We start from the raw sequence: 26,910 nt of genomic DNA on the forward strand, positions 1-26,910 counted from the left end.
ATAATGAAACAAAAACCCATCAAAAGAGATATAGCACTACAAGCAATAAGCCGGGAGCATCATTTTGGGTTATTATTGTGTTGGAAAATAAGAACAGGATTCGCAAAGAAAGTGTCCCCAGATAGAATTAAACAATATGTAAATTGGTTTTATAAAAATCATATCATAGACCACTTTAAGGTAGAAGAAGAATATATATTTCCCATTTTAGGGAATGATTCAGATTACATTAAAAGTGCACTTGCAGATCATAGGAGATTAAAGCGCCTTTTTACAGGAGATAAAGATCTAGAAAAATCCTTGAGTAATTTAGAAGAAGAATTAGAGCAGCACATTCGGTTTGAAGAACGCGTTGTTTTTAATGAAATTCAAAAAATAGCAACCAAAGAACAGCTGAGTGTTATTCGTAACTTGCACACCGATGAAAAATTTATAGATAACACTGCTGATGAGTTTTGGAAATAGTAGCGTTTATAGCACGTAAAATTTGATGACATGCCAAGGATCGATGACCAAGTTTATACTTTTACCTTTTATGATGAGGTAGGAGAAAAGTATGAGGCAAGTTTTGTTGTCAATGAATACCATAGTCTTATGGAGTTGCTTTTTGATAAATATGCAGAAGACTGGGGAGATTGTAGAGGTAGAGCTTGGTGCGGCACCTGCCATATTGAAATTTTAGATGGAATTGTTGAGGAGGCAATGGATGCAGACGAAAGGAATACGTTGTCTAAACTGACAAATACGGTTAAAACAAGTCGCTTGGCTTGTCAAATTCCTGTAAATTCTAAATTGAACAACCTCGTTTTTAAAATTTTAAAAGACAATTAATCTTTAGCCGTAAGCCATGTTGTAAATAGGTATAAAAGACTAACTACAAGGCATAAACTACCTAACATTAGTAACTTAAAATAAGCTGTTATTAATGGTAAATTTTGCCATATAATAAATCCTTTGTAGAAAATAAGTCCTTCCGTAAGGGCAAAAGCCAATAGATATAAATAATACCCTTTTTTAGAGAGCTTTATTAACCTGAAATAATCTAAAAATAGAAATAAGCTAATAGTTACAACACCTAAAAAAGTCCAATGCAAATAACCAATTGTGAAATCTAAAATGGTGACTGCTAAATTTGCAAAATAAGGCAACGCAGTAAGCAGTTGTAATATCATTTTAAGGAGAACTAAAACACCTATCGTTTTTAATACTAATAATTGAAACTTATTAAAAATGGCTTGGGTGTTCTTCCTATGGTTTATAAGAAACTTTAGTAGTTGAGTTAATCCGTAGAGTTGAAGCATTGCGCCTATACCTCCAATAAGATACAAAAAGAATGGGGGTTCAGTAAACAAGGTAGACAGAGAAAAGGTAGCTACTATGCCAAGATTTATACTGTAAAAAATACGCCTAAAAACGGTTTTAGGTATAATTAACTGTTGTGTTTCTAAAATATACACCAGTATGCCCAGTAATGCCATCATCATCCAGCCATTGTACTGAAAATGCAAGTAGAAATAGATAGCCATGCGGTACCATATAGATGTGGCTCCTAACGTACTCATAATACCTCCCAACATCCAAGGACCTATGCTGGAGATTACCATAAACCAAAGGGCGACAGAAATACACTTGTAGGAATTTTTTGTTTTGATTTCCGTAGCCGTATGTTTTTTAAAGAACCAAAAAAACCAATAGGTAGCTATTAAAAATAAAGTTGAAAAGACAATAGAAAACAGGGCGTATCCTTGAAATGGAAAAGTACCTAACATTCCAATTAAAGTAAGTTGAGTAAACCAAAATAAATAGGTGTACTTTTTTTGAAGCTGGAACTTCTCTAGGTATATCTTGTAAATAACAGTTGTTAGGGCAATATAGACCCAGCCGAGTAATGCAATATGCGAATGGGTATGAACAAAAAATTTAAACGTTATGGGAATTTCAAACACATAAAAAGAACGTAAAATTAAACCTAACAAAGCAGCAATTAAAAAGTATCCCAGCGCTACTTTAGAATGGGTTTTAAGATGGTTCATAATTTAACTGAATAATTAGGGCGTAAAAATCTCGAAATAAAAATAATTAATTGATGACAAATATCATAGAATAGCGCCATTAATAGTGGGTCTTTTGTGTAATTAATTAAAATGATTATAAAAGGAACGGTTATTTATGGATACTACAATGACTACAAATAAGTTAAAAGCACATTCTTTTCATATCCCAGTAATGGGCATAGGGTTTACAATAGATACGCCTTTAAAAGTGGCTCCGTATGGAATAGATTCTGTAATTTCTTTAGTAGACGATATTCTGCTAGAAAAGTTGCGTAAAATGTACTGTAATAAATTTAATATACAGTATACAGAGATAACGGATAAAATTGAAGATTTTAGGGCAAAAAGAATTACATCCTATTTAAATATGATGAGTGATTTGTCTAGTGTAAAGTTCGAAGAGCTAAAAAAAACTACGGTAAAAACGGCAAATAGTATTGTAAGTTTTTTTGATATGCTACCAGATGTATCCTCGGTTAAGCAAGAGTTTAAACGCTGTACATCTACTATGGACTTAGCTGCTGTAAAAGACTGGGTTAAAGAACATATGGTTATGGGGAGTATAGATGTAAATATCATGACCAAAGTAGATAAAGAAAACTACATTAAAAAAGAAAAATTGCCAACAGAATACAATGACGCTCATGCAGCTCTTCGTGGATTTGCAAATAGTAGTTTGTCATCTTCAGTTGTACTTTCTGCAGGTATGAACCCGAGGCTGTATAGTTATTTGGAAAATTTTGAAGACTTTTACCCCGATGAAAAAGGACATATAAAAAAGAAAATAGTAATTAAGGTAAGTGATTACCGATCTGCTTTAATTCAAGGAAAGTTCTTGGCAAAAAAAGGCTTGTGGGTTTCAGAATATAGAATAGAATCGGGATTAAACTGTGGAGGGCATGCCTTTGCTACAGATGGCTATCTTATGGGGCCTATCTTGGAACAGTTTAAAGAAAACAGGAGTGACTTAATAGAAGCAGTACATGCACTGTTGATTAAAGCCTTAGCGGGGAAAAGCAAAACTATACCAAGCTCTTATTTACCCCTAAAAATTAGCGCTCAAGGTGGTGTAGGAACAGCGGAAGAACATCAATTTATTCTAGAGCACTACAATGTTGATTCAGTAGGGTGGGGTTCACCGTTTTTACTGGTTCCTGAGGCAACGACCGTAGATAAATCTACCTTGAGTCAATTGATTGCGGCTAAAGAAGACGATTTGTATTTGAGTAATACGTCTCCCTTGGGGATTCCATTTCACAGTTTAAAGGGGAATACCAAAGATCAAGAAAAACAACGCCTCATAGCTAAGGGACGGCCGGGAAGTGCATGCCCTAAAAAATTTGTGGCTCTTAATAAGGAGTTTTCAGATAAGGCAATCTGCACGGCATCTAGGGAATATCAGCACTTAAAAATAAAAGCACTAGAGAAGGAGGAGTTGTCAGCTTCTGGTTATCAGCGTAGGTATGAAAAGATTATTGAGAAATCTTGTACTTGTGTAGGCTTGGGAACTTCTGCTTTATTGGCTTACGGGTTGCAAACTAAAACGGAAGGGGAAGGAGTCTCAGTGTGTCCAGGTCCAAATATGGCTTATTTTTCTAGGGAAATGAATTTGGCAGAAATGATAGATCATATTTATGGTAGAACCAATGTAATTACCAGGACAGACAGACCTCATATGTTTGTTAAAGAATTGGGTATTTATATTAAATATTTAGGTGATAAATGGTTAGAAAGTAATGGCGAATCTACTGAGAAAGAGCGGAAATATTTAAATACTTTTGTAAGTAACCTAAAGGATGGGGTTGTATATTATCAAAATTTGTTTCGTAAATCGGAGCATGTTTTTCAGCTGGGTAAAAATAAGGTGCAAAACGATTTGAAGGAGAGTCTAGCGGTTTTAGAACTACTAGAATTAGAACTGCAATAGCGAGATTTTAAATAAAATATAATGGTTAAAAAACAAAAAATCCGGCGCTAATTGGCGCCGAATTTTTTGAAGAAAAAAACAATAGCGAATTAAACTGGTTAAATCGCTATTATTATATGACTTGCTTGCAATGGCAAGCTATAGGTTACAATAACTTTTACTGCTATTAGAGTTAGGAAACAATAGCCAATGGTTTTGTTGTTTTCCATGCTCCTTTAGTAAAGTCGGGGAAGGCTACAGAACTACCGTGTTCAGCAACTGATGTTTCACTTAATGGTCCTACTGCACTCCAGAAACATCCTTCGTAAACATTTTGATCCATTGGTAAACCTTTGCGTAAACATTCAATAATTCGGTAAGACATCATATAGTCCATACCGCCATGACCTCCGTTTTTCACAGAAATTTCTCCCAAACGTTTGTATAATGGATGTTCGTATTTTTCAAAAATTTCTTTTAATTGATCACCTTGTGCCCATTCATGGTGGCTCTTAGTGGCGCCTTCAAATCCACCTTCCAAAGCAATTCTGGTTGGGAATCCGGTTAACGTTCCTTTTGTACCTTGAATTAGATTATGTCTAGAATATGGGCGGGGGCTTGTTTCATCCCATTGCACCATAATTGTTCTTCCCATAGTGGTCTTAATGATGGAAGTATTTATATCACCACCTTTATAGTCCAATTTGTTCCATTTATGGTCTTTCGCAAAATTTTTCTCTGCATATAAGGCTCTTCCTTTTGCTGGAGACGACATAGAAACAATACGTTCAAAGTTATCTTCCCCACGTGCCAAATTCATATATTGAGCAACTGGTCCTAATCCATGTGTTGGGTAAAGGTTTCCATTTCTATGCGCATAATGTGGAGTTCTCCAAGATCCGGTTCCTCTATCTACTGAGTTCATTTGACCTCTTAATTCATGAATGTAAGAAGCTTCTCCGTGCAGCAATTCGCCGATAACACCTTTTCTACACATGTTTAAGTATAGCAATTCTTCACGGCCATAATTAACATTTTCCATCATCATACAATGCTTCTGTGTCTTTTCAGAAGTTTCTACAATTTGCCACATTTCTTCTATGGTAACTGCAATAGGAACTTCAACATAGGCATGCGCTCCTCTCTTCATAGATTCAATCGCCATAGGGGCATGGTCTTTCCAGGGAGTGCTTATAAAGACAACATCGGGCTTTTCTTTTTTAAGCATTTTTTTCCATTCCTCATCGCCACCAGTATAAATAGCAATGTTTTGATGTCTTGTGCCTCCTCCTTTTTCAAGACAGTTTTTAGCTGTTCTGTTGGCTAGGTCTTCATATAAATCACTAATAGCTACTACTTCTGTTCCTTCTATGGATGCTACTCTAGTTGCGTGTCCAGATCCTCTAGCCCCAACACCTATAAAAGCACAACGTACAGTATCTAATTTAGGGGCAACAAAATCACCCATATATTGAGCTCCAAATGCAGTTGATGAAGTGTTAAAGGTGTTTGCTCCTAAAAAATTAGGCAAAAGAGCCATGCCAGCTCCTGCTATAGATGATTTTTTTAAAAAATCTCTTCTCTTGAAATCCATATATTTTTGTATTTAGTTATTTAAAGTAAAAGATAAAGATAGAGGTAGGCGAGTTCTAAACCGGTGAACAATTGGGTGAACAATCTAACTTTTATGTTAAATTTAATAAATTTTATAGATTTTTACTGTTGTTTTTTTATAAAACTTTGGTAAGTCCTATCAAATGAGTGGGCGTAAAGGGTTTCGTAATTTTTTGAAAAAGTAGTATAGTAATTCTGTGCCAAACCATGCTTGCCAGATGCTACTAATTCTGTGATTAAAATTTCAAGAGCGTATTCATTAAGATTGTCAAATAATAGAATTGTTTTTGCTATTTTTAAGTTTAATTCAGGATGTAATTTTTTGTTTTGTGTGTTGTAAATTTGAGATAAGAGATTTTCAACCTCATTTGAAATTTTGTTTTTGTAAAAATCTGCCCATTCCGTTTGGGTGTTTTGAAGTATATTTCCTTTTTTTAGAACCTCCAGAAAATCCTCCAAATCGGCTATAACCAATTTGCCTTCCTTTAAATTGCCTGTAATATTTTCTTTTAATTTTTCATAATTAAAAATATCTATGTCTAGGTTTTTAGTGTTTAAAACACTCCATTTTTTGTTTTCAAAAACTACCTCTAAGCCTTCGACTTTAGATAGAGCGATTCGTAACTTTCTAATGTTTCCATTTCTGTTTTCTTTAGCCTTGATCTTGGAGACTCCTGGCCAAAATGTTTCTGTAAGCCTATTGGTGTTAATACCTTCCTTTTCATCCATATGCGCTAAAATTAAAAAAGAGAGCAACTGTTTGTGTAAAGGTGAAAATGAAATTGTAGAATCATCAGATACAAGGCGCATATTGAAATTGCCAAAAAGGGTAAGTGTGTTACGTTCTGGATTTTGATTTGTTTCTTTTTTTAAAATCGATTGGGGTTTGCTCGTGTGGGGTGCTGCTCCCTTTCTTCTGCGGTACAGGAATCCTACTACTAGTGCTAAGACCAGGAGTACACCGGTCAATATATAAGCTGTTTTTTGTTTTTTAATAGGGTTTGCATGATATAATTCAGTGATTTCTTTAGAAGAAATTCCTCTGTCCCATATTTTTAGGTCATCAATGGAACCATAAAATTGTTCCCCCCAAATGTTATTTCCTATAACTAAAGATTGGTCAGACGTAATAATATCAGCCGTATTTGATTCTCCAATTTTTTTGCCATCTAGGTAAAATTCTATCGAGTTTTTAGGGTTGTAAATGGTAACTAAATGATGCCATTTTTTAGATTCAAGTGGGTGTTTTATAATATGGTCTTTTATAGTAGCCATAGTAAAATCAGGGTTTCCTTGTTTTAGTTTAAGAGAAAATGCCATCCCAAACCCAATTATTCCCATAAATTCACGAACGCGATCAGGTTTTACCCATACAGAGATGCTAATAGGTGTTTCAAAATCCAAAGTGTTTTGTTTGGAGTAATCAATAAAAGAATCCATTGTGTTTAAATGCAAAACACTACCTCTTTCTGGGTCGTTTATTAAAGAGATATCCTTAGAAATAACTCTATCCCAGTTGGGTTCCATGTGATTTATAATTTTATGATCAAAAGAGAAATCGTAAACAAGATTATCCTTTAAAATGACGTCAAAAGCAGTAAAAATTCTAGGAGCATCGGTCTGTCCTTTGTGATGTATAACTTCTGCAGGAGTTATTCTGTATCCATTTTTATAGGGAGCACGTACTTGTCTAAGTTGTGTCAAAGGAAATGAAAACCTTGCTGGGGTAATTACTTCTGGTGCATTTCTCCAAAATATTTCATTCAATTTTGTGCCATTATAGGTAACAATGCCTCGAAAACGTCTTGTTTTATTTAAGGAATCCGAAATACTTTGTAATCTTGGTATTGGATTTTTTGGAGCAATAATAAAGTTAGGTGGTTTTCCTGTTAATTCCCATAACTCAAAAATATGGGCTAGAAGTGTACTGTCTTTTTCAGTCGTTGCGTTAAATAAAATTAGTTTGTCTAATGGATCTGAAGAAAATCGTTTTAAATATTTCTTCTCGTTTCTTAATTGTGCTATTGATGTTGTTGCTACATCCGACTCAAATACAACAAGAATTTTAATGCCTTGTTTCTTAAGGTAATTCAGCTTTTGTGAATGCTCCTTGTTATAAAATAAAACTTGGTTTAAAAAATAATTGTTCAGATAATCTTTGATACCCTCTTGCTTAAATTCACCCTGTAATAGAAGAGAAACTATGGCGTCATCATTTTCCTTCAAAAAATTGGAAAGAGTGTCTAGTAAGTGAGAGAGGTGTTTTTTTGGCGAATAATTTTTAAGGACATATGTCTTTTTTGATTCTTCTAAATCCAATACAAATGCCCGTACTCCATTATCCAGGCTTTTTTCAATGGAAGTTAAATTTCGCTCACTAACAAAAGAATGGTCATCAATAGTTAAATCATTTTGAGCATTAATGAAATTGCAAAAAAAAAGGACGAATAATAAATAGACTATTTTTATTTTATTTTCAACTATTTTATTCCTTCTCATTGTATAACCTTTTATAGTTACTTAAAAATAGTATTGATACCTACATTAACTGGCAATTGTTATTCCTATTTAAGTGTTGCCAAAAGTATGTAAATATATATGAAAGTGAAAGTATCCTGACAATCTAAAATAGGGCAAGAAGGAGGTTTACAATTGCGTTTTAAGATAGTTATAACACCCATGTTTCTTTTTTTTAGTACTTTTGCAATTGTAATGAAAACAATATTTCATAAAATAGCGGCTTTAAGTATGGCCATTGTAGTCTTATTTTCTACAATGTCCTTTGCTATTGATATGCATTATTGTGGAGATACCCTTGTAGAGACAGCTATATTTCAAAAGGCAGTAGGTTGCGAAATGGATATGAATAGTTTGTCAACAAAGGAGTGTTCTGTTACGGAAAAAAATTGTTGTGAAAATGAGCAATTGGTGGTTGACGGACAAGATAACCTACAGTTTTCGGCGGACAAAGTTTCATTCAACCAACTCTTATTTATTGCTTCCTTTGTATTTACATACAATACTCGTTTTAAAGGTATAGAAGAAAAACCTAGACCTTATGAAAAATACACTGCACCACTCGTCGTCAAGGAGATTTTTAAGTTAGACGAGACCTATTTAATTTGATTTTAAACAATAGACTGTATTGTCCTGTAGCATTCTGCTATGTGGATAAATTTTTGTATTCGGTGTTTTCCGGACACCAATGTCTAATTGTTTAATAATCAATCCTTATGCTAAATAAAAGCATTAAATTTTTAATAGAAAATAAACTTGTTGCGGTTCTTTTACTCCTCCTATTTATGGGGTGGGGAACGGTGAATGCACCTTTTAATTGGGATACAGGTTTTTTGCCAAGTGATCCTGTAGCCGTAGACGCCATTCCGGATATTGGTGAAAATCAACAAATTGTCTTTACCAAATGGGATGGAATTTCACCTCAAGATATTGAAGACCAAATTACCTATCCACTAACCACATCTTTGCTCGGTATTCCTGGTGTAAAAACCATTCGTAGTTCATCCATGTTTGGCTTTTCAAGCATCTATATTATTTTTGAAGAAGATATAGAATTCTATTGGAGCCGAAGTCGGATTCTTGAAAAACTCAACTCATTACCAAGCGGATTGTTACCCGAAGGTGTTAATCCGGCTTTGGGTCCAGATGCCACAGGATTGGGGCAAATATATTGGTACACATTAGAAGGGCGTGATGCAAACGGAAACGTTACTGGGGGTTGGGATTTACACGAACTCAGAAGCATTCAAGATTACTATGTAAAATATGCCTTGTCCGCGGCAAGTGGTGTGTCTGAAGTGGCTTCTATTGGGGGTTATGTTCAGGAGTATCAAATTGATGTGAATCCCGAACTCATGCGGCAGTACAATATTGGTTTAAACCAAGTAGTACAGGCTGTGAAGGAAAGTAATAAGGACATTGGTGCACAAACCTTAGAAATTAACAAAGCGGAGTATTTAGTGCGTGGCTTGGGCTATGTGAAGTCTGTTGCAGACATTGAAAATGCAGTTGTTACATCAGAAGAATTTACGGCCATCAAAATTAAAGATATCGCTAAAGTAGCCTTGGGACCTTCTGCCCGAAGAGGCATATTAGATAAAGAAGGAGCAGAAGTCGTTGGAGGCGTTGTGGTAGCGCGGTATGGTGCTAATCCAATGGAGGTGATTAATAACGTTAAAGAAAAAATTAGTGAATTAAGTACAGGCTTGCCTTCTAAGGTTTTGGCAGATGGACGCACTTCACAAGTGACAATTATTCCTTTTTACGATAGATCAGAATTGATTCAAGAAACTCTAGGCACCCTAAATGAAGCCTTAACCCTAGAAATATTAATTACCATTTTGGTGATTATCATTATGGTTTATAATCTTAGGGCTTCTATTTTAATATCGGGACTACTCCCTGTTGCCGTATTAATGGTATTTATAGCCATGAAATTTTTTGGTGTTGATGCCAATATTGTAGCACTTTCTGGTATTGCTATAGCTATAGGTACTATGGTCGATGTGGGGGTCATCCTTTCTGAAAACATTATTCGACATCTGGACGAAGACGACGGAAAATTATCGATAAATACAGTGGTCTATAATGCTACAACAGAAGTTTCTGGTGCTATCGTTACGGCAGTAATGACCACCATTATTAGTTTTATTCCTGTCTTTACAATGATTGGTGCAGAAGGCAAACTGTTTCGGCCCTTGGCCTTTACAAAGACCTTTGCTTTAACCGCATCACTTATCGTGGCTTTATTTTTAATTCCCCCTTTTGCAGCCTTTTTATTCAGAAGAAAAAGTGTTAAAAAGAGTTTTAGCTATATTTTAAATGCTGTATTGATTTTAGCTGGACTAATTTCTGTCTTTTATGGTTATTGGTTAGGTCTTGTTTTGGTTGCATTTGGAGGTACAGGAATTTTAAAACTTCAAGAGAAAATTAATGCAAAGCGAGCAAATGGCATTAATATTATCATTTCCGTAGCGTCAATAGTATTGCTTTTGGCTGAATATTGGAGGCCTTTAGGAGTTGATAAAAGCATTTTTTTGAACCTTATTTTTGTAGGGGTTATTTGCTTTGGGTTATTGGGTGTTTTTACACTATTTATTAAATATTACACCGAAATTTTAAGATGGTGCTTAGACAATAAGTTCCTGTTCCTTTCTGTTCCAACTGCCATTGTAATTGCTGGGTTTTTTATTATGAAAAACACGGGTAAGGAATTTATGCCATCCCTAAACGAAGGCTCCTTTTTGTTAATGCCTACCTCAATGCCGCATGCTGGGGTTGAAGAAAATAAACGGGTTTTACAGCAGTTGGATATGGCTGTAGCTAGTATTCCGGAGATTCAAACTGTAGTAGGGAAAGCAGGGCGAACAGAATCTGCTTTAGATCCGGCCCCCTTATCCATGTATGAAAATATGATTCAGTACAAACCAGAATATATGCAGAACAACGCTGGTGAATGGCAACGCTATAAAGTTACTGATCAGGGTTATTTTGAATTGAAAGACGGACGCTTGGCGTATGACGGTAGTGAAAGGTTAAAAGAGTTGTTGAATCAAGAAGCACAAGGAATGAGTGATACCGATAAAAAATCAACATCACTTAAAGTGAGTACCAATGTTCAAAAATCGCAACTCACTCCAGATCCAGAAGGTGAATTTTACCGAAACTGGCGGCCAGAAATAAAATCTCCAGATGATATTTGGAACGAGATTGTAAGAGTTACAAAATTACCTGGAGTCACTTCAGCACCAAAGTTACAACCCATTGAAACCCGATTGGTGATGTTGCAAACAGGAATGCGTGCACCTATGGGAATAAAAGTTAAAGGGCAAGATTTAAAACAAATAGAAGCCTTTGGGGTACAATTAGAGACTATCCTAAAACAAGCAGAGGGGGTTAAACAAGAAGCTGTATTTGCAGATCGTATTGTGGGGAAACCGTATTTGCTCATTGATATCGACAGGGAGAAAATAGCTCGTTATGGTGTGTCTATAGATGATGTGCAAAGTGTGTTAAAGGTAGCTCTGGGCGGTATGACCTTAACACAAACTGTAGAAGGACGGGAACGTTATGGAGTAAGAGTGCGCTACCCAAGAGAGTTGCGTTCTAATCCTGATGATATAAAAGATATCTATATTCCGGTAGAAAAAGGCAGTCCGGTTCCATTAAGTGAATTGGCAACCATAAGGTATGAGCAAGGGCCACAAGTCATAAAAAGTGAAGATACCTTTTTAGTTGGTTATGTCTTATTTGATAAATTAGATGGTTTTGCAGAAGTAAATGTGGTTGAAAATGCACAAGCTTTAATTCAGCAAAAAATAGATGCAGGAGACTTAATAGTGCCCAAAGGTATTAATTACCAATTTACAGGAACCTATGAAAACCAGCTACGAGCAGAGAAAACCTTGTCGGTTGTGGTGCCTTTGGCCTTAGCCATCATCTTTTTAATTTTATACTTCCAATTCCGTTCGGTAGCAACCTCTTTGATGGTTTTTACGGGGATCGCTGTAGCCTTTGCCGGTGGCTTTATAATGATCTGGCTATACGGGCAAGGGTGGTTTTTAAATTTTAATTTTTTTGGTGAAAATCTACGAGATTTATTCCAAATGCATCCCATCAATTTAAGTGTCGCTGTTTGGGTTGGGTTTATTGCACTTTTCGGAATAGCAACCGATGATGGAGTGGTAATGGCTACTTATTTAACACAGACATTTCGTAGAAATACACCAGAAAACAAGAAAGAAATTAGAGCGTCCATAGTTGAAGCTGGTGAAAAAAGGATTCGACCATGTTTAATGACAACAGCTACTACCATTTTGGCCTTGTTGCCAGTTCTAACATCCACAGGACGAGGAAGTGATATTATGATTCCGATGGCTATACCCAGTTTTGGAGGGATGTTAATTGCATTAATAACCTTATTTGTAGTGCCAGTTTTGTATAGCTGGAGAGCTGAATTCCAACTTAAAAGAACATCAAAATGAAAAATTTAAAATCATTCATAAAAGCAATCTTGATTCTTGGTTCTTTTCTCTTGGTTCTTTCTGCTCAGAGTCAAGAATTGGAAACATTGATCCATGAAGCTTTGGATAATAATCCGGAGATTCAAAAGGTAGATTTACAGTATAAAATTGCTACTGAAAAGGTGACTGAAGTAAACAGTTTGCCCAATACGGAATTTAATTTAGGGGTTATGGCTATTGCACCTGAAATGGAAATGCCTATGGACCGTTTTAGATTATCTGTAATGCAAATGTTGCCTTGGTTTGGTACTATAACGGCACGAGAAAATTATGCTACATCAATGGCCGAAGCACAGTACATAGAGGTTGCGATTGCAAAGAGAAAATTAACACTTTCCGTTTCCCAATTTTATTACCAACTCTTTGAAATTAAGGCGAAGCAGGAAGTGTTAACTAAAAATATTGTACTGCTACAATCTTATGAAAAGCTTGCACTTACTTCTCTAGAAGTAGGTATGGCTTCGGCGGTAGATGTGTTGCGATTACAGATCAGACAAAACGAACTGCAGCAGGAGAAAGACGTTTTAACTCAGCAATACATTGGTATACAAGCCGCATTGAATAGTGTTATGAATCGAGAGTATGATAAAGAGGTGACTGTAGTTTCGTTTGTGCAAATTCCAGAAGACGACCATTTTAATGGTTATGAAACCTTGGTGATAAATCCAGAATTACTTAAATATGATAAGCTGTATCAATCTGTAGAGCTATCGGAGTTGGTAAACCAAAAAGAAGGAGGACCAATGATAGGTTTTGGGGTGGAATATATTAATCAAGAAAATAGCCCAATGATAACGAGTGCATATAAAGATATGGTAATGCCTATGTTGTCTGCCTCTATACCCATTTTTAACAAAAAATACAAATCGCTAACCAAGCAAAATGAATGGAAAAAACAGGAGATATCAGCCCAAAAAGAAGAACGCTTAAATCTGCTGAAATCTGAATTATCAAAAGCCATTTCGCAACGTAATCAGTCGCGAATTAAATTCATCACACAAGAGAAAAACTTAAATCAGGCTAAAAACGCCGAACAAATTCTTGTTCGTAGTTACGAAACAGGAACCATTGATTTTATGGATGTTTTGGATATTCAAGAATTGCAGTTGAAGTTTCAAATGGGGCAGATTGATGCCGTTAAACTTTATTATGTTCAATCTGCTATTATTAATTATCTAATAAATATATAAGATGAAAATTAAAATATTATTGATGTTCTTCATCGCTTTAACTTCAGTAGTTTTTGCACAGAAAGAACCCATAAAAGAAGGCAATGTAAATAACCTTCCAGTAAGAGAACATACTATAACCCTCCGTGAGGCTACCGTAAATAAGGCAGGAAAGGATGTTATGGGAATGACAGTTAACGGAACTATTCCTGGACCTACCTTAGAGTTTACCGAAGGAGAGTACGCGGTTATCTACGTGAAAAATGAAATGAGTGTGGAAACGTCTGTGCACTGGCACGGACTTTTACTTCCTAATTTTTATGATGGTGTCCCTTATTTAAATACGCCGCCCATTGAACCTGGGCACACGCAGAAATATGAATTCCCTTTAAAGCAGTCTGGAACCTATTGGTACCATTCACATACCATGTTGCAAGAACAAAGCGGTGTGTATGGTTCGTTTGTGATAAAACCAAAAGAACAAATAGTAGACTATGGTAAAGAATTAGTGTTGCTATTATCAGACTGGACCAACGAAAAACCAATGAATGTTTTACGTAATTTAAAACGTGGTAACCAATGGTATAGTATGAAAAAGGGAACCGCAACACCTTTAAATCAAGTTGTCTCAAGAGGTGCATTTGGTGCACAGTTAAATTTTTGGAGACAACGAATGGAAGGTGCAGATATAGCCGATGTGTATTATCCAGCTTTCTTAATTAATGGGGAAGAACGTATAGAGTATCCAGAGTTTAAGGCAGGTGATAAAGTAAGACTACGAATCATTGATGGGGCTGCTTCTACTTCCTTTTGGATGACTTTTGGAGGAGAAACGCCAACCTTAATTTCATCAGACGGACTCGATGTAGTTCCTGTTGAAAGGAATAAAACATTTATTGGCGTAGCCGAAACATATGACTTCCTAGTAACTGTGCCACAAGAAGGCAAACTAGAATTTAGAATCACGGCTCAAGATGGCTCGGGTACTGCATCCGCATTTCTTGGTTCCGGAAAAGTAGTGGCTGCAGAGGAAGTGTCTAGACCAGATAAAATTGGAATGATGCAAGAAATGGCCAAAATGGATATGAAAATGGGAGCACATGCTTTAAAATTTCAACCAAAAAAAGATGAACGCCATGCCATAAAGGCTGAATACGGAATGCAGATGGAAGGAGAAATGAAAGCTGTGCCAATGGATAAGAAGGAAGGTATGGATGGTTCTTTAATGGTTGATGACTCAAAGATGCCTGGAATGAATATGAGTAAACCAAAAGATTCTACCGGAATGGTTAAAATGAAAGAGACGAAAATGGACCATTCTAAAATGGAAGGAATGAAAATGGAAAAGTCCAGTGATTCCATAACTATGGACCATAGTACAATGGACCACTCCAATAAGGGGGAAATGAAAATGGAAGGAATGGGTATGGAAGGAATGGATATGTTTTCCGAGTACAACTACGATTACCTTAAATCGCCAGTGAAAACCAATTACGACACTTCTGTTCCTGTAAACGATATTTTATTAAACCTAACAGGAAATATGAACCGCTACATCTGGAGTATGAACGGGGTGCCTCTTTCTGAAACGGATAAAATAAAGATAAAAAGCAATGAAGTAACACGGATTACTTTCAATAACCTAACGATGATGCATCATCCCATGCATTTACACGGTCACTTTTTTAGAGTACTCAATGAAAATGGGGAATATTCGCCATTAAAACACACAGTAAATGTGCCGCCCATGCAAAAGCTAACTATTGAGTTTTATGGGGATGAAGTTGGAGATTGGTTTTTTCATTGTCATATACTCTATCATATGATGGGTGGCATGGCTCGCATTATGAGTTACGATACGCCAAGAGATCCAAGAATGGAGGAGTTTCCTGTGTCTAAAATTGTAGAAGAAACGAACCAATGGTACACTTGGGGAATGCTAGATGGGGCGTCACATATGACCGAATTTAATTATGTAAGCTCAAATATTCGGAATCAATTTAATGTGTTAGCGGAATATGGATATAATGAAAATTTAGAGGCCGAATTTACCTATGAGCGCTATTTACATGATTATTTAAGAGTGTTTGCTGGGGTTAATGTTGAAAATGAAATGGAAGGTACCCTTGAGGATATTGAGACTACGGCTGTATTAGGAATCCGGTATTTAACACCCTATTTATTCAATCTAGACCTACGTATGGATAGTAAGTTACGACCACAAATAAGCTTAAGCAGAGAAATTATGATTTTTCCAAGAACAGCCATTTTTGGAAATTACGAGTACCAAGCAGATTTTGGGATGGTAAACGACCTACCATTTGAAGATAACTTTAGTAAGGAGGTTACTTGGAGTGTAGGTTTGGAATATTTTTTATCAAAAAACTTTTCATTAATGGGAAGTTATGATAACCGTTTTGGAACTGGCGGAGGTTTATCAGTTCGATTTTAATCAAAGACTAATTATAAAACAAATAGCAATGAGAAATTTAAAAGTTACAATAGGAATTTTAGCAATTACATTTCTAGCCCTAACAGCAATGTCATGTAAAGAAGCTAAGAAAGAACACAATAATGAAGATGGTCATCATACAGAAATGGGTGTTGAAGAAAATCATTCTGAAATGAATCACAATGAAAGTGAAGGGCAGCATGCTGGCGAGAAAAATGAAGTAGCAATGAGCGAGGCTCAAGATGGCAACTCGGAACTGGTACTTAAAGACTATTTTAGTTTAAAAGATGCTTTGGTAGCAGATGATAATGCACAAGCTAAATCCCTGGCAGAAACATTAGTAAAAAGCTTGAAAGGATTGGATGTTTCAAAATTTACGGAAGCCCAAAAAACAGAATTAAAAGATATCGTAGAGGATGCGGTAGAGCATGCTGAGCATATTTCGGAAAGTCCAATAGCACATCAAAGAGAACATTTTAAAATTTTAAGTAAAGATGTGACCGATATGGTAGCTATAACTGGAACGGCAAATACATTGTATGAGCAATTTTGTCCAATGTACGACAAAGGAAGTGCTTGGTTAAGTATGAGTAAAGAAGTGCGCAACCCGTATTACGGAAGTAGTATGTTGAAATGTGGCAAAGTACAGCAAGAAATTAACTAAATGAAAACTTTTAAAATCATAGTGTTGGTTATTTTGGTAGCGTTTGTGGGCATTCAATTTGTGCCTACAGAACGCAACCAAAGCAATGTTGTTCCAGCAACTGATTTTTTAATAGTTAATGCGGTTTCTACTGCTATTAAAACCAAATTGCAAGTGTCTTGCTATGATTGCCACAGCAATAACACAAAGTACCCTTGGTATATTAAAGTTCAGCCAACCGCTTGGTTTTTAGAAAATCATGTAAATGATGGAAAATCTGAGCTTAATTTTAACGAATGGGATCTGTTATCAAACCGAAGAAAGGCAAGTAAACTTCGGTCCATCATCAAACAAATTGAAAGTGGTGAAATGCCCTTAGATTCGTATACGCTAATGCATAGTGCAGCTAAATTTTCTAAAAGTGAAAAACAGGATGTGTTACAATTTATGACCCAAGTAAAGGATAGTCTTTAAATATGAAAGAAACAATCTACATAAAAAATATGGTATGCAATCGCTGTATTTCTTCGGTGTTAGCAATTTTCACTACTGAAAATTACACGGTAGAATCGGTAGAATTGGGGAAAGTTGTTGCTGTAAAAGGTAAAAAGAGTAATGCTAAAAACCTAAATAAAGCCCTTGAAAACATAGGATTTGAACGTATTGAAAATAGAACAGAGACTTTAGTTGAACAAATAAAAGTAAAGCTTATTCATAAGTTAGAAAGGGGAGAAACGGAGGATTTGTTTCAAATTTTAGGGAAAGAATTTGGTAAAACGGAAACTGCCATAAGTAAGTTGTTTAGTAAACACGAGGGAGTTACCTTAGAGAAATACACCATCAACCTAAAAATTGAAAAAGTAAAGGAATTGATACAATTGGGGCAATTAAATTTTTCAGAAATAGCCTATACGCTCAATTACAAAACCAGTAGTCATTTGGCGCGGCAATTCAAAGGGATTACGGGAATGTCAATGTCCGACTATAAAAGTTTACAGGAATGGGACAGAAAATTTTTAGACCAAATTGTATAAATAAGAATCAGAATTGTGAAAATAAAGTAGGCAGTAGAAGTTTAATTTTGCTGTATAAAATTGGATATTATGAAACACAACTATCACATACACGGAATGACTTGCAACGGATGCCGCAGTCACGTAGAAGAAATACTGTCTAAAGTTGAAGGTGTTACTGCAGCTACTGTTAATTTAGAAAAGGCAGAAGCAACTATTGAAATGGAAGCACATATTCCACTGAAAAATTTTGAACAGGCGCTACAAAATGATGGGGGTCGATACGGCATACATAATGTAGGGGAGCAACCCCATCAGGAAGAAAAAAAGCAAGAAAAACCGCAAGGGAAGGGTACAGGAACCTTTTATTGCCCTATGCATTGCGAAGGTGATAAAACCTATGACAAAGCGGGGGATTGTCCTGTCTGTGGTATGGATTTGGTAGAAGAACAAAACCTTTCAACAGGTACATCGGAACAATGGACATGTCCAATGCACCCCGAAGTAGTAAAGGATGAAGCTGGAGATTGCCCTATTTGCGGTATGGATTTGGTACCTATGGAGGCTGATATATCTGCAGAAGAGAAATCCTATAAAAAATTGGCTAAAAAGTTTTGGATTGCAGTTGCATTTACCTTGCCCATTTTCTTAATTGCTATGAGCGAAATGGTAACTAATAACCCATTGTACGATATAATGGAGCAAAAAAACTGGAATTGGATTCAGTTTGGATTGTCTATACCAGTGGTCTTTTATGCCACTTGGATGTTTTTTGAGCGGGCGTACAGAAGCATTAAGACATGGAATCTCAATATGTTCACTCTTATAGGTATTGGTGCTGGGGTTGCCTGGCTGTTTAGTGTGTTTGGTATGTTTTTTCCAGATTTTTTTCCGGCAGAATTTAAAACAGAAAGTGGAGCAGTACATGTGTATTTTGAGGCGGCAACAGTAATTTTAACCTTAGTGTTAATGGGACAATTATTAGAAGCCCGTGCCCACAGTAAAACCAATTCGGCGGTAAAAGAATTGTTAAAGTTGGCACCCAACAAAGCTATAAAAGTAGTGGATGGGGAAGAAATAGAAGTGTCTATTGATAAAATTGTATTAAACGACATTTTAAAAGTAAAACCGGGTGAGAAAATTCCGGTTGATGGTTCCCTTACCGAAGGAGAAACTAATATAGATGAATCTATGATTACCGGGGAGCCTATTCCGGTAAGTAAGACTGTAGGTGATAAGGTAAGTAGTGGTACCATTAATGGCAATCAGTCCTTTTTAATGAAGGCCGAAAAAGTAGGGAGCGATACTTTGCTGTCTCAAATTATTCACTTGGTGAATGACGCAAGTAGGAGTCGTGCCCCCATTCAAAATCTAGCCGATAAAGTATCGGGTTATTTTGTACCTGTAGTCGTTTTAATTGCTGCAATTACATTTGCAGTTTGGGTCTTTTGGGGACCAGAACCGGCTTATGTGTACGCCTTGGTCAATGCCATTGCCGTATTAATCATCGCTTGTCCTTGCGCCTTGGGCTTAGCCACTCCAATGTCTGTAATGGTTGGTGTAGGGAAAGGAGCTCAGAATGGAGTACTCATCAAAAATGCAGAAGCACTTGAAAAACTAGATAAGGTAGATACGCTAATAATTGATAAAACAGGAACTATTACTGAAGGGAAGCCAACAGTAGAAACGGTGGGTGCTTTTGGAGATGATTTTACGCAAGAAAAGGTATTACAATATATTGTAGCACTCAATACAAATAGTGAACATCCCTTGGCGGCGGCAACAGTTAAATACGGGAAAGAACAAAAATCGAAGCAGATAAAATCTGAGGGATTTAGCGCAGTTACTGGTAAAGGTGTTGAAGGGAATGTAGATGGGACGAAGGTGGCATTAGGCAATCCAGAAATGATGGCATATGCAGAAGCCATTATCACTTCTGAAATGGAAGAAAGCGCCCTAGCCTTTCAAAAACAAGGCAAAACGGTCTCCTATTTAGCGGTAGCTAAAGAGGTCGTAGGCTATGTGGTTATTGGCGATAAAATTAAAGCAACTACAGCAAATGCAATTAAAGAACTGCAAGACAAGGGTATTTCCGTTATCATGTTAACAGGGGATAATCACGCTACGGCACAAGCAGTTGCTTCTGAATTGAAACTCACTGATTTTAAAGCCAGCATGCTGCCCGAAGATAAATTAAAAGTGGTTGAAAAATTACAAAATGAGGGTAAGGTTGTGGCTATGGCTGGCGATGGTATAAACGATGCTCCAGCATTGGCAAAAAGTGATGTGGGAATTGCCATGGGAACAGGGACCGATGTGGCAATTGAAAGCGCTATGATAACGTTGGTGAAAGGCGATTTACAAGGAATAGTAAAAGCCCAACATTTAAGTCACGCTGTAATGAAAAACATCAAACAGAACCTGTTTTTTGCACTTGTCTATAACACCTTAGGAGTGCCAGTTGCTGCGGGTGTATTATTTCCGTTTTTTGGAATTTTATTGTCTCCGATGATCGCAGCCCTGGCGATGAGCTTTAGTTCTGTATCGGTAATAGCAAATGCCTTGCGATTAAGGAATATTAAGATTTAACTAAAAAAATAAATGGAGTATGGAACAATCAAAGAAACACCGAAGTAAAGGGAGTTACAATACATTTTTTTTAATGCTTGGCCTGTCATTTATAGCCATGTACATCACTATGTATTTAAATACCTATGCTATAGATCACTTGTACTTTAGTCTAACCCGATTTTATATGGTCTGTTTAGGCATTTCTACAATGGCAGTTATAATGTTACTCTTTATGTTAAAAATGTATCAAAATAAAAAGAAAAACATTGCTATTCTTATGGGTAGTTTGGTGCTTTTTATTGGGGCCTTAGGACTGGTTAGAGCGCAAGCGCCAATTGTTGGTGATCTGCTTTGGTTAAAAGGGATGATTCCGCACCATTCTATTGCCATTTTAACGAGTGAAAGGGCGGACATTCAAGACCCGGAGGTTAAAAAACTGGCAGATGCAATTATTAAGGCACAGCAAAAGGAAATTGAAGAAATGAAAGCAATGATAAAACGATTGGAAAATGAAAAATAATAAAATAATAATTTATGTAGGGCTACTACTTCTAGGTGTTCTTTTAGGGTGGTTGTTTTTTGGGGGATCATCTGCCAAAGAAACGCAACACAATCATACGGCTGCCACAGAAGCCAATCAAATGTGGACTTGCTCTATGCACCCACAGATTATGCAGCCAGAAGCGGGCGATTGTCCTATTTGTGGTATGGATTTAATTCCGGCAGAAACCAGTGCCGATGGGTTATTGGCAGATCAATTTAAACTGACAGAAAATGCTATGGCTTTGGCCAATGTAGAAACAACCGTTGTTGGAGAAAGTTTTGCGGATAGTGAAAATGAACCAACCTTATCAGGCAAAATAACGGTTAACGAGGACGAGACAGCAATTCAGCCGGCTCATTTTAATGGTAGAATAGAAAAACTGTTTGTGACCTCATTAGGGGAGAAGGTAGCTAAAGGTCAGGCTGTGGCTAAAATATATTCTCCAGAGTTAATTGCAGCACAACAAGAATTAATTACCACTTATAAATTACGAGAATCGCAACCTTTGTTATACAAAGCTGTGCTAGCAAAGTTTAAAAATTGGAAAGTTCATGGCCCACAATTAGACGAGGTTGTTAAAACTGGTAATGTAAAAACAAGTTTTATTATTTACGCTCATGTATCTGGGGTAGTTACAGAAATAGCAGTAAGTGATGGGGCTCACATAATGGATGGGAAGCCTATTTTTAAAGTGTCAAACTTAAATACGGTTTGGGCAAATTTTGATGTGTACGAAAATCAGATTTCATTATTTAAAAAAGGGCAAGAGGTTAAAGTTGTTACAAGCGCTTATCCAGATAAGGTTTTTACTGCAAAAGTATCCTTTATAGATCCAATTTTAAATCCACAAACAAGGACAGTAAACCTAAGGGTAGTTCTAAATAACAAGGATCAAATATTTAAACCGGGAATGTTCGTTGAAGGAAAAATAAAAATTAGTAATGCTCAAAAAGTACAGATGGTTTATGTGCCAGCTTCAGCTGTTTTATGGACAGGAAAACGTTCTGTTGTCTACTTACAGCCAGACCCAATGGTAGCTGTTTTTGAGATGCGCCAGATTAGCTTAGGAAATAAAGTTGGCGGTAAATATCAAGTTTTAGAGGGGTTAAATGATGGTGATCAAATTGTGACTAACGGTACGTTTACCGTAGATGCTGCGGCTCAATTGCAAGGTAAAAAATCGATGATGAATTCCACTGGTGGAAAATCAATGACAGGGCATGAAGGGCATCTAGGTTTGCAAGGAATCAATTCGAAAGTAGATAATACCGTGGTTATTGAGCGAGTAATAGTTGCCAAGGCATTTCAGAATCAATTAAATGCGGTTTATACGGATTACCTTAATGTGAAAGATGAATTGGTGAAAGACGATTTCAAGAAGGTCGTTGCTAAAGCTAAGAGTCTATTGGCAAATTTGGCTAAGGTAGATATGAAATTATTGACAGATGAAGCGGCACATACCCAATGGATGACCTTGGAAAAAGAAATAAAATCGGCAGGGGCTTCAATAGCTACAGCAAATGAAATAAATGTACAGCGGAACCATTTTAAACAGCTTTCATCAAAACTTACCAATGCAATTGAATTATTTGGTATTAATGAAAAGGTGTACCATCAATTTTGTCCAATGGCAGACAGCAATAACGGGGCCTATTGGCTGAGTAAAGAAGAAAAAGTAAGTAATCCCTATTTTGGAGAAGCAATGCTAAAATGTGGAGAAGTAAAACAAGTAATAGAGTAATAACAATTAAATTTTTAAACAATGAAAAAAGTAATTTTAAGCGTGGCGGTAATTGCAATTTTGGGGTTAACTAGCTGTAAAAATGAAGTCAAAAAAGAATCAGAGGCTACAAATACTCCTGAAGTTTCAAAAGAAATGGCAATGGCTAACACAACGTTTGGGGTTAGAGGTAATTGTGGGATGTGTAAAGCAACCATTGAAAAAGCGGTGACTAGTGTAGAAGGGGTAACCAATGCCGACTGGGACAAGGACAAGAAGAAAATTGTTGTATCCTTTGACGATTCTAAGGCAGATGAAATGGCATTACACACGGCCATTGCTGCTTCAGGTTATGATACTGAAAAAGTAGCCGGCAATGAAGAAGCGTATAATGGGTTGCCTGGTTGTTGCAAATATGACCATGCAATGAAGATGAATCAGTCTGGTGAAGTAAAGGCAGATCACTAAAATAGTACTAGAATTATAAGGAGAAGAAATAAGTAGCTATAGTTTACCCAAGCCTTAATAGTTGTTGTACTGTTAATTTTTTCTTCTCCTTTAATTTGTTTAAAATTTTTAGAAAGGCAATTGCTGTTATGTAGGCATCGCCTAAAGCTGTGTGCCGGTCTTTTTTAGAAATATTGAATTTATCAGTTAATTCATCCAGACTATAATGCTCTTTTCTGTTCAGAAGGTTCGATTTTATGAGGGTCTTTTTGTACAAGGTGGAAGTATCCAATACTTTGTTTTTTAACTTTGGCAAGTTATTCCTGTGCAATGCTTTATTAAAAATGGTGATGTCAAAATGGGCATGATGCGCAATGATGATGCTATTTTCTAAATAAACTAAAAATAATTTTATCGCTTCTAATTCTGTAATCCGTTCTGTTTTTCCGTTTTTTAGAATCCCATGAATTTGTGCAGTCTCTCGGTTGTAATGTTCTTGTTTTATAAAAATTTCGAAGGTAGAATCTATTTTTATAACGTTTTTATGCAACTTTAAAGCACCTATGCAAAGCATACGGTCTGTATAATAGTCTAGGCCCGTAGTTTCTGTGTCTAGGACAACAAAGGTGATGTCTTCGATATTCTCAATTGCATTTTTACTGAAAGTGGCTTCGTAATTCTTCCAAAAATCAGGAAGATTTGATTCTTTTTTTTTAAAGAAATCTATCATCTTAATAAATTTGAGACATTGAACCGAATATAGATGAGATCTTGCATTTCTTTAATGGTTTTGAAGGTTCTCTTAAGTTTTATTTTCTCTTCCTTAGATAATTTGTCTAGTGATATATACCTGCCAGAGTCATTGTGAGCCAAGCCTTGTCTTGTTCTAAACTTTAAAAGTGCTTTATAGGCGTACGAACCCGCCATGAATATTTCCACATTATTCGGTTCTAGTTCTGCTAATTTTTCAAAGCGTTCTGTGGTATTGTTGATATACTTTATGGAATGAGATAATATTAATACCCTGGCGGCATCTGTTAATGGCATTAAAGCTCTTCTTTTTACATCAAAAAAGTCTTTGTGTGCACCATCTTGTTCTACTAAAAATTGTCTAAAAAAGCTTGTTGGTGATGGGTTCTGTAGGGCACCACTGGCCAAATGTAAAAAGAAATTAGGGTAGTTTTTTACAGTTTCAAATATATAATCAGATAAATTAGAGGCTAATTCTGGCTTGCCATAGGTAATATTAAAATCAAAAAAGATGGATGACAACAAGACTTCATCTGGCCCCGGGTTGGTTATCCAATTGTTCACATTTGTTTTCCATTCACTTAAGCTTAAACACCAACTGGGGTTAGAAGCCATCATTTCTGCAGGACAAAATTCATATCCTATGACATTGAGTCGTTTTGTTACTTGGCTGGCTAATTTTAAAAAATAGTTACGGGTTTCATCCAGTTTGGAGTCTGCTACATCTTCAAATATGAGGGCATTATCTTGGTCTGTTTGTAATAATTGCTCGCTTCTTCCTTGGCTACCTAATGAAAGCCAAGTAAAATTCACCGGGGGTGGTGTTTCAATTTTAGACAATGAAATCTTTATTACTTGTTTTATGCAAGTATCGTTTAACTCAGAAATTATTTTAGAAATTAGGGTCATTGGAATGTTTTGTTCTAAATATCCTGTGAGTAACATTGTTATCCCTTTTCTAATTTGTTTTATTTCCTTCGTCCTTTTTGCTCTTTTTATGGCTTTGATTAAAACAGTGGGGTTATTGCCTACAGCCACCATAACATCATGTTTAGATAAGATCCCTATGGCCTTAGAGTTTGGCGTACCGTCCTTGGTAATACACAAATGACTAATACTGCTTTTTATCATGGCCATTTGTGCCTGTGTAATTGTTAATTTTTTGGGATAAGTAATAACGGGAGTAGTCATTATTTGATGGGCAGGAGCTGTTATGGGTAGTTTGCCAGAAACAATTTTATTTCGTAAATCCTTATCTGTTATAATTCCAATAGGAAGTTTGTTTTCTACAACCAAAATGGCACCCACATTTTTAAGCGTCATGGTAGCCGCAACTTGTTTTGCTTGGGTGTTTGGAGAGCAACTAATAATGTTTTTGGTGTATTTTACAGGTTGCAAGTCCAATAATTCTGCACTTGGATTAAAAGGTTCTGTGCCTCCTGATTCGCCATAAAGAGTTCCTCTATGACTTTTAGAATAGGGGTTTCTGGTATTGGATGCAAAACTTTCAATTAAAAAATTCCCTACTTCCCTGTTGTTTTTTGCGTAAGGTTTAAAGATATCAATGGGTATAGCGTATAGTATGCTTTCTTCATGTGCTACAGCATCCATTTTGTAGTTTTCATTAGCAATTAAGGGGCGCAAACCAAAAATATCACCTTCATCACAGATGTCTACAATATTGTTTTTAGGTTTTTTTCGAAGTGAAATTGCGCCCTTATGTATAATGTAAAAATGAGGATGTTGTGGATCGTTCTCACTGAATATTTTTGCATCTTTTTCTTTATAGATAATAGATATTTGGGTTGATAAGTCTTGTAACTCATCTATAGTCAATTCATTAAAAGGAGGGTAGTTTTTGAGAAAGTCTGCTACTCTAAAAGAAATAGTGTTTTTCATATGGTTAACCTAAAATTGTATCATTAATTTCATAATCTCACCCGGGTTTTTAGACCAATACTCCAGCGCTTCATGAGCCTCTTCAGGGGTAATTATTTTAGTAATTAGTTTTTCTGTTCCTTTATTGTTTTGCATATACCCTATTACCGCTTCAAAGTCGGCCATTGTTGCATTTCTAGAACCGCGTATATCTATTTCTTTTTGAACAAATAGTTTTGTTGGCAAGGAGATGTCCTCACCAGCGTAGCCTATGCAAACAACCCTTCCTGTAAAGGCGACTTCTTTGATTGCTGTTTGATAAGTATTTGTATTTCCGGCAGCTTCAATAACAACATCTGGGCCTAAATTATGAGTTAATTCTTCTAGTTTTTCACTAAATTTTGGATCTAATGCGTTAAGAGTGTGTGTGGCTCCTAAAGATTTGGCAGTTTTTAATTTTCGGTCGTCTATATCAACTGCAATAACCTTAGCACCACGGAGGGCACTTCGTATGATGGCACCAGCGCCTATCATTCCACAACCTAATACCATAACGCTGTCAGAGTCGGTAACATTTCCTCTTTCAATGGCGTGAAAACCAACAGTTAATGGTTCTACTAACGCGAGTTCCATGTCGGTTAACCCATCTGCAAATAGAATTTTTTGATACGGAACATTGAAAAATTCACACATAGCCCCATCCCTTTGAATGCCAAGCGTCTCATTGTATTTACAAGCGTTTGTTCTTCCTCTTTTGCAGGAAGCACAGCTGCCACAGCTTGTATACGGAATTACAGTAACTTTTTTACCCAATTCATAGGCTTCGGGAACATTATCCCCTACAGCTGAGATTTCAGCACTTATTTCATGTCCGGGTACTCTAGGGTAAGCAATTAATGGATTTTTACCCATATAAGTACTTAGGTCTGAGCCGCAAATGCCGATGTAGTTTAACTTTAAAGTTACTTCAGAACCCTTGGGAGCTGTTATTTCTCTTGTGGTGACGGCTACAATTCTTGGGCTTTTTATGGAGATAGTTTTCATGTGTTATTCTTGAATTAGGAAATATTGAAATGGAAAATAATCTTTTCAATTTAATATTGCTAATG

Annotated in this window: 20 protein-coding genes; 14 read left to right on the forward strand and 6 right to left on the reverse strand. The window is 36.2% G+C overall.

The features are described from left to right. Window positions 1-3: 3 nt before the first annotated feature. Entirely contained in the window at window positions 4-465 is a 462-nt protein-coding gene (locus tag MWU65_RS03005; protein WP_247075644.1) for a hemerythrin domain-containing protein, read from the forward strand. Window positions 466-495: 30 nt separating this feature from the next. Then, window positions 496-831, forward strand: a complete 336-nt coding sequence (locus MWU65_RS03010) for a 2Fe-2S iron-sulfur cluster-binding protein (RefSeq protein WP_247075645.1) — start codon at window positions 496-498, stop codon at window positions 829-831. Here MWU65_RS03010 and MWU65_RS03015 read toward each other — a convergent pair. Continuing rightward, window positions 828-2,033 carry a hypothetical protein gene (locus tag MWU65_RS03015; RefSeq protein ID WP_247075647.1) on the reverse strand — a complete coding sequence of 402 codons (1,206 nt, stop codon included), beginning with the start codon at window positions 2,031-2,033 and terminating at the stop codon, window positions 828-830. The genes MWU65_RS03010 and MWU65_RS03015 overlap by 4 nt on opposite strands. A 136-nt stretch (window positions 2,034-2,169) precedes the next feature. Between MWU65_RS03015 and MWU65_RS03020 the strand changes: the two genes are divergently transcribed. After that, complete coding sequence (locus MWU65_RS03020; protein ID WP_247075648.1) at window positions 2,170-3,981, forward strand: hypothetical protein; 1,812 nt, start codon at window positions 2,170-2,172, stop codon at window positions 3,979-3,981. 172 nt (window positions 3,982-4,153) lie between these two features. Here MWU65_RS03020 and MWU65_RS03025 read toward each other — a convergent pair whose 3' ends face one another. Both MWU65_RS03025 and MWU65_RS03030 read right to left on the reverse strand, forming a co-directional pair. Continuing rightward, window positions 4,154-5,554 carry a Gfo/Idh/MocA family oxidoreductase gene (locus MWU65_RS03025; RefSeq protein ID WP_247075649.1) on the reverse strand — a complete coding sequence of 467 codons (1,401 nt, stop codon included), beginning with the start codon at window positions 5,552-5,554 and terminating at the stop codon, window positions 4,154-4,156. Window positions 5,555-5,676: 122 nt separating this feature from the next. Then, window positions 5,677-8,073, reverse strand: coding sequence for a LamG-like jellyroll fold domain-containing protein (locus tag MWU65_RS03030; RefSeq protein ID WP_247075651.1), 2,397 nt, complete (start codon window positions 8,071-8,073; stop codon window positions 5,677-5,679). Between the two features lie 213 nt (window positions 8,074-8,286). Here MWU65_RS03030 and MWU65_RS03035 point away from each other — a divergent pair, with 213 nt between their 5' ends. The 11 genes from MWU65_RS03035 to MWU65_RS03085 all read left to right on the forward strand — a co-directional run bounded on the left by MWU65_RS03035 (window position 8,287) and on the right by MWU65_RS03085 (window position 23,194). Further along, window positions 8,287-8,700, forward strand: a complete 414-nt coding sequence (locus MWU65_RS03035) for a hypothetical protein (protein WP_247075652.1) — start codon at window positions 8,287-8,289, stop codon at window positions 8,698-8,700. 107 nt (window positions 8,701-8,807) lie between these two features. Further along, window positions 8,808-12,575, forward strand: coding sequence for an efflux RND transporter permease subunit (locus MWU65_RS03040; RefSeq protein WP_247075654.1), 3,768 nt, complete (start codon window positions 8,808-8,810; stop codon window positions 12,573-12,575). Beyond that, the gene (locus tag MWU65_RS03045; protein ID WP_247075655.1) at window positions 12,572-13,804 is read left to right on the forward strand and encodes a TolC family protein; all 1,233 of its coding nucleotides are present in this window, start codon (window positions 12,572-12,574) and stop codon (window positions 13,802-13,804) included. The genes MWU65_RS03040 and MWU65_RS03045 overlap by 4 nt, the downstream gene beginning before the upstream one ends. 1 nt (window position 13,805) lies before the next feature. Next, a complete protein-coding gene (locus tag MWU65_RS03050; RefSeq protein ID WP_247075656.1) occupies window positions 13,806-16,235 on the forward strand; it encodes a multicopper oxidase domain-containing protein in 2,430 nt (809 codons plus the stop codon). Between the two features lie 28 nt (window positions 16,236-16,263). Next, window positions 16,264-16,899: a DUF3347 domain-containing protein gene (locus MWU65_RS03055; protein WP_247075658.1), complete on the forward strand. Its 636-nt coding sequence runs from the start codon at window positions 16,264-16,266 to the stop codon at window positions 16,897-16,899. Then, complete coding sequence (locus tag MWU65_RS03060; RefSeq protein WP_247075660.1) at window positions 16,900-17,352, forward strand: heme-binding domain-containing protein; 453 nt, start codon at window positions 16,900-16,902, stop codon at window positions 17,350-17,352. It abuts the gene before it with no gap. A 2-nt stretch (window positions 17,353-17,354) separates the two neighbouring features. After that, on the forward strand, window positions 17,355-17,912 hold the full coding sequence (locus MWU65_RS03065; RefSeq protein WP_247075662.1) for a helix-turn-helix domain-containing protein: 558 nt from the start codon (window positions 17,355-17,357) through the stop codon (window positions 17,910-17,912). Between the two features lie 69 nt (window positions 17,913-17,981). Further along, window positions 17,982-20,480 carry a heavy metal translocating P-type ATPase gene (locus MWU65_RS03070; protein WP_247075664.1) on the forward strand — a complete coding sequence of 833 codons (2,499 nt, stop codon included), beginning with the start codon at window positions 17,982-17,984 and terminating at the stop codon, window positions 20,478-20,480. Window positions 20,481-20,499: 19 nt separating this feature from the next. After that, window positions 20,500-20,982 carry a DUF305 domain-containing protein gene (locus MWU65_RS03075; RefSeq protein WP_247075665.1) on the forward strand — a complete coding sequence of 161 codons (483 nt, stop codon included), beginning with the start codon at window positions 20,500-20,502 and terminating at the stop codon, window positions 20,980-20,982. Then, the gene (locus tag MWU65_RS03080; RefSeq protein WP_247075666.1) at window positions 20,972-22,747 is read left to right on the forward strand and encodes an efflux RND transporter periplasmic adaptor subunit; all 1,776 of its coding nucleotides are present in this window, start codon (window positions 20,972-20,974) and stop codon (window positions 22,745-22,747) included. Before MWU65_RS03075 ends, MWU65_RS03080 begins: the two co-directional genes overlap by 11 nt. Before the next feature lie 21 nt (window positions 22,748-22,768). Then, window positions 22,769-23,194 (forward strand): heavy-metal-associated domain-containing protein, encoded by a 426-nt coding sequence (locus MWU65_RS03085; RefSeq protein WP_247075668.1) that lies wholly within the window; start codon window positions 22,769-22,771, stop codon window positions 23,192-23,194. Between the two features lie 43 nt (window positions 23,195-23,237). On the opposite strand, the gene MWU65_RS03090 is transcribed toward MWU65_RS03085, so the two are convergent. The 3 genes from MWU65_RS03090 to MWU65_RS03100 are packed head-to-tail and all read right to left on the reverse strand — an operon-like array spanning window position 23,238 to window position 26,845. After that, the gene (locus MWU65_RS03090; RefSeq protein WP_247075669.1) at window positions 23,238-23,903 is read right to left on the reverse strand and encodes a 3'-5' exonuclease; all 666 of its coding nucleotides are present in this window, start codon (window positions 23,901-23,903) and stop codon (window positions 23,238-23,240) included. Then, the gene (locus MWU65_RS03095) at window positions 23,900-25,822 is read right to left on the reverse strand and encodes a DUF294 nucleotidyltransferase-like domain-containing protein (RefSeq protein WP_247075671.1); all 1,923 of its coding nucleotides are present in this window, start codon (window positions 25,820-25,822) and stop codon (window positions 23,900-23,902) included. Before MWU65_RS03095 ends, MWU65_RS03090 begins: the two co-directional genes overlap by 4 nt. A gap of 9 nt (window positions 25,823-25,831) precedes the next feature. Further along, complete coding sequence (locus tag MWU65_RS03100) at window positions 25,832-26,845, reverse strand: zinc-binding alcohol dehydrogenase family protein (RefSeq protein WP_247075672.1); 1,014 nt, start codon at window positions 26,843-26,845, stop codon at window positions 25,832-25,834. Between the last annotated feature and the right edge of the window lie 65 nt (window positions 26,846-26,910).

This window comes from Cellulophaga sp. F20128, from assembly GCF_023015805.1.
Classification (GTDB): domain Bacteria; phylum Bacteroidota; class Bacteroidia; order Flavobacteriales; family Flavobacteriaceae; genus Cellulophaga.

Bases quoted from the DNA above. Each gene is read 5' to 3' on its own strand.
- MWU65_RS03050 (WP_247075656.1), top strand. From the start codon at position 13,806: ATGAAAATTAAAATATTATTGATGTTCTTCATCGCTTTAACTTCAGTA.
- MWU65_RS03055 (WP_247075658.1), top strand. From the start codon at position 16,264: ATGAGAAATTTAAAAGTTACAATAGGAATTTTAGCAATTACATTTCTA.
- MWU65_RS03070 (WP_247075664.1), top strand. From the start codon at position 17,982: ATGAAACACAACTATCACATACACGGAATGACTTGCAACGGATGCCGC.
- MWU65_RS03100 (WP_247075672.1), bottom strand. From the start codon at position 26,845: ATGAAAACTATCTCCATAAAAAGCCCAAGAATTGTAGCCGTCACCACA.
- MWU65_RS03020 (WP_247075648.1), top strand. From the start codon at position 2,170: ATGGATACTACAATGACTACAAATAAGTTAAAAGCACATTCTTTTCAT.
- MWU65_RS03090 (WP_247075669.1), bottom strand. From the start codon at position 23,903: ATGATAGATTTCTTTAAAAAAAAAGAATCAAATCTTCCTGATTTTTGG.
- MWU65_RS03045 (WP_247075655.1), top strand. From the start codon at position 12,572: ATGAAAAATTTAAAATCATTCATAAAAGCAATCTTGATTCTTGGTTCT.
- MWU65_RS03035 (WP_247075652.1), top strand. From the start codon at position 8,287: ATGAAAACAATATTTCATAAAATAGCGGCTTTAAGTATGGCCATTGTA.
- MWU65_RS03085 (WP_247075668.1), top strand. From the start codon at position 22,769: ATGAAAAAAGTAATTTTAAGCGTGGCGGTAATTGCAATTTTGGGGTTA.
- MWU65_RS03065 (WP_247075662.1), top strand. From the start codon at position 17,355: ATGAAAGAAACAATCTACATAAAAAATATGGTATGCAATCGCTGTATT.
- MWU65_RS03075 (WP_247075665.1), top strand. From the start codon at position 20,500: ATGGAACAATCAAAGAAACACCGAAGTAAAGGGAGTTACAATACATTT.
- MWU65_RS03005 (WP_247075644.1), top strand. From the start codon at position 4: ATGAAACAAAAACCCATCAAAAGAGATATAGCACTACAAGCAATAAGC.
- MWU65_RS03095 (WP_247075671.1), bottom strand. From the start codon at position 25,822: ATGAAAAACACTATTTCTTTTAGAGTAGCAGACTTTCTCAAAAACTAC.
- MWU65_RS03025 (WP_247075649.1), bottom strand. From the start codon at position 5,554: ATGGATTTCAAGAGAAGAGATTTTTTAAAAAAATCATCTATAGCAGGA.
- MWU65_RS03030 (WP_247075651.1), bottom strand. From the start codon at position 8,073: ATGAGAAGGAATAAAATAGTTGAAAATAAAATAAAAATAGTCTATTTA.
- MWU65_RS03080 (WP_247075666.1), top strand. From the start codon at position 20,972: ATGAAAAATAATAAAATAATAATTTATGTAGGGCTACTACTTCTAGGT.
- MWU65_RS03015 (WP_247075647.1), bottom strand. From the start codon at position 2,033: ATGAACCATCTTAAAACCCATTCTAAAGTAGCGCTGGGATACTTTTTA.
- MWU65_RS03010 (WP_247075645.1), top strand. From the start codon at position 496: ATGCCAAGGATCGATGACCAAGTTTATACTTTTACCTTTTATGATGAG.
- MWU65_RS03060 (WP_247075660.1), top strand. From the start codon at position 16,900: ATGAAAACTTTTAAAATCATAGTGTTGGTTATTTTGGTAGCGTTTGTG.
- MWU65_RS03040 (WP_247075654.1), top strand. From the start codon at position 8,808: ATGCTAAATAAAAGCATTAAATTTTTAATAGAAAATAAACTTGTTGCG.